At 75.4% G+C, this 2,756-nt stretch carries 2 protein-coding genes and 1 pseudogene; 2 read left to right on the forward strand and 1 reads right to left on the reverse strand.

The genetic code is table 11. From position 1 onward, the window contains the following. Both ACFV5N_RS26630 and ACFV5N_RS26635 read left to right on the forward strand, forming a co-directional pair. Positions 1-1,163: ATP-binding cassette domain-containing protein (locus ACFV5N_RS26630; RefSeq protein ID WP_385604742.1), on the forward strand; the 1,163-nt coding region annotated here is incomplete at its 5' end. A 65-nt stretch (positions 1,164-1,228) separates the two neighbouring features. Next, positions 1,229-1,744, forward strand: a complete 516-nt coding sequence (locus ACFV5N_RS26635) for a GNAT family N-acetyltransferase (protein WP_385604744.1) — start codon at positions 1,229-1,231, stop codon at positions 1,742-1,744. A gap of 108 nt (positions 1,745-1,852) precedes the next feature. Here ACFV5N_RS26635 and ACFV5N_RS26640 read toward each other — a convergent pair. Then, positions 1,853-2,722, reverse strand: a pseudogene (locus tag ACFV5N_RS26640) (molybdopterin cofactor-binding domain-containing protein); the annotation flags it as partial. Positions 2,723-2,756: the final 34 nt, after the last annotated feature.

The raw sequence follows: 2,756 nt of genomic DNA on the forward strand, positions 1-2,756 counted from the left end.
TGCTGCTGCGGCTGCGCGACAAGGGCAACACCGTGCTGGTCGTCGAGCACAAGCCCGAGACGATCGCCATCGCCGACCACGTGATCGACCTCGGCCCCGGCGCCGGCGCGGCGGGCGGGCGGGTCTGCTACACGGGCACGGTGGCCGGGCTGCGGGCCGGGGACACCGTCACCGGCCGGCACCTGGAGGACCGGACGGCGCTGAAGGAGAAGGTCCGCACCCCCACCGGCGCGCTGGAGATCCGGGGCGCGGCCACCCACAACCTGCGCGAGGTGGACGTCGACATCCCGCTGGGCGTGCTCGCCGTGATCACCGGCGTCGCCGGGTCGGGGAAGAGTTCCCTGGTGCACGGCGCGCTGCCCGGCCAGGCGGAGGCCGCCGGGCAGGAGGTGGTGGCGATCGGGCAGGAGGCGATCCGCGGCTCGCGGCGCTCCAACCCGGCCACCTACACCGGGCTGCTGGAGCCCATCCGCAAGGCGTTCGCCAAGGCCAACGGGGTCAAGCCCGCGCTGTTCAGCGCCAACTCCGAGGGCGCCTGCCCGCAGTGCAACGGCGCCGGGGTGATCTACACCGACCTGGCGATGATGGCCGGTGTCGCCACTCCCTGCGAGGAGTGCGAGGGGAAGCGGTTCCAGCCCGCGGTGCTGGAGTACCGGCTGGGCGGCCGGGACATCAGCGAGGTGCTGGCGATGCCGGTGGAGCGGGCCCGGGAGTTCTTCGGCACCGGCGGCGAGGCGCCCCTGCCGGCCGCGCGCCGCGTCCTGGACCGGCTCGCGGACGCCGGGCTCGGCTACCTCAGCCTCGGACAGCCGCTCACCACGCTCTCCGGCGGGGAACGGCAGCGGCTGAAGCTGGCCGGGCACCTCGCGGAGCGGGGCGGGGTGTACGTCCTGGACGAGCCGACGGCCGGGCTGCACCTGGCGGACGTGGCGCAGTTGCTGGGCCTGCTGGACCGGCTGGTGGACGCCGGGAAGTCGGTGATCGTCGTCGAGCACCACCAGGCGGTGATGGCGCACGCGGACTGGATCATCGACCTGGGCCCGGGCGCCGGTCACGACGGCGGCCGGATCGTCTTCGAGGGCACGCCCGCCGAGCTGGTCGCGGACCGCACGACGCTGACCGGCGAGCATCTGGCCGCGTACGTGGGCGCCACCGCCGGCTGACCGGCGGGGACGCCGCGGGGCCGGGCAGGGCGGCGTTGTCAGTGGGCGGTGGCAGACTCCGCACCATGAGCGAACAGCGGCGGGGACCGGAGCAGGGGCAGGGCCGGGAGCGGGCGGATGGACAGGAGCGGGTACGGCTGCGGGAGGTCGTCCCGGCCGACCTGGAGGTGTTCTTCGCCCAGGAACACGACCCGGAGGCCGCCGCCCGCTCCCGCTTCCCGCCCCGGGAGCGGGAGGCCTTCATGCGGCACTGGACCACACGGGTGCTCGCCGACCCCACGGTCCTGGTGCGGGCCGTCACCGTCGACGGGGAGGTCGCCGGGAACGTGGTGGCCTGGACGGACGGGGACCGCCGGTGGCTCGGGTACTGGCTGGGCCGCGCGTACTGGGGGCGGGGCATCGGCACCCGGGCGCTCGCGCTCTTCCTGGAGCGGGAGCCGACCCGTCCGCTGTACGCCGATCCGCACGAGGGGAACACCGGATCGGTGCGGCTGCTGGAGAAGCACGGGTTCCACCGCGCCGGGACGGTGCGGCACGGGGAGGACACCCATCTGCTGCTGGTGCTCGGCGCCGCGGCCTGACCCCGGTCCACCCGGGGCCGGCGGGGCGTCACCACACCGCGAGCCGCCCGGGGCGCACCACCGCTCGCGGACCGGCTCCCCCGGTCCTCGTGGCGTCCCGGGAGCCGGTTACGGCTGCGGCTGCGCGGCGGAGTTCACGTTCACCACCGCGGACTGCGGCCGGATCGGCAGCCGGTTGACCGGCCGCCCGGTGGCCGCCCGGACCGCGGCCGCCACCGCCGCCGGGGACACCACGACGGGCACCGCGCCCGCCGCCTTCGCCCCGAACGGCGCCACCACGTCCCGCTCCTCCAGCAGTTCCACGATCCGGATGTCCGGCACGTCCAGCGCCGTCGGCAGCGCGTAGTCCGCGAAGTCCGGGCGCCGCACCACCCCGCGCGCCACCCGCAGATGCTCCATCAGCGCGGTGCCCACCCCCTGCGTGACCCCCGCCTCGATCCGGGCCCGCAGCTGCGCCGGGTTGAGGACCCGGCCCACGTCCTGCGCGATGGCCATCTCCACCACCCGCACCGAGCCCAGCTCCACGTCGACGTCCACCACGGCCCGTACCGCCGCGAAGGCCAGCCCGACGAAGGCGTCGCCCTGCCCGGCGGCGTTCAGCGGCTCGGTGGGGTGCGGGCGGCACTGCGCCGTGGCCCACAGCTCCTTGCCCTCCAGCGCCTCGGCGACCGTGGTGCTGAGCACCCCGTCGTACGAGGTGATCTTGCCGTCCGCGATGGTCAGCAGCTCCGGGGACATCCCGAACGTCGAGGCCAGCGGCTGGAGCAGCTGGGTGCGGACCATCTTCGCGGCCCGCTCCACCGCCCCGCCGGACACCCAGGTGTGCCGGCCGCGCAGCCCCGGCCCCGCCGGTGGCTGGTCGGTGTCGACCGGCGCGACATGCACCTCCTCGACCCCCAGCACGTCCTGCACGATCTGCCGGGCGAGCGTCGCGAACCCCTGACCGGTGTCCACCGCCGCGCACAGCACGGTGGCGACCGGGCCCACGACCTAGACATACGCAGTGGACACC

This window comes from Streptomyces sp. NPDC059853 (assembly GCF_042731495.1).
Classification (GTDB): domain Bacteria; phylum Actinomycetota; class Actinomycetes; order Streptomycetales; family Streptomycetaceae; genus Streptomyces.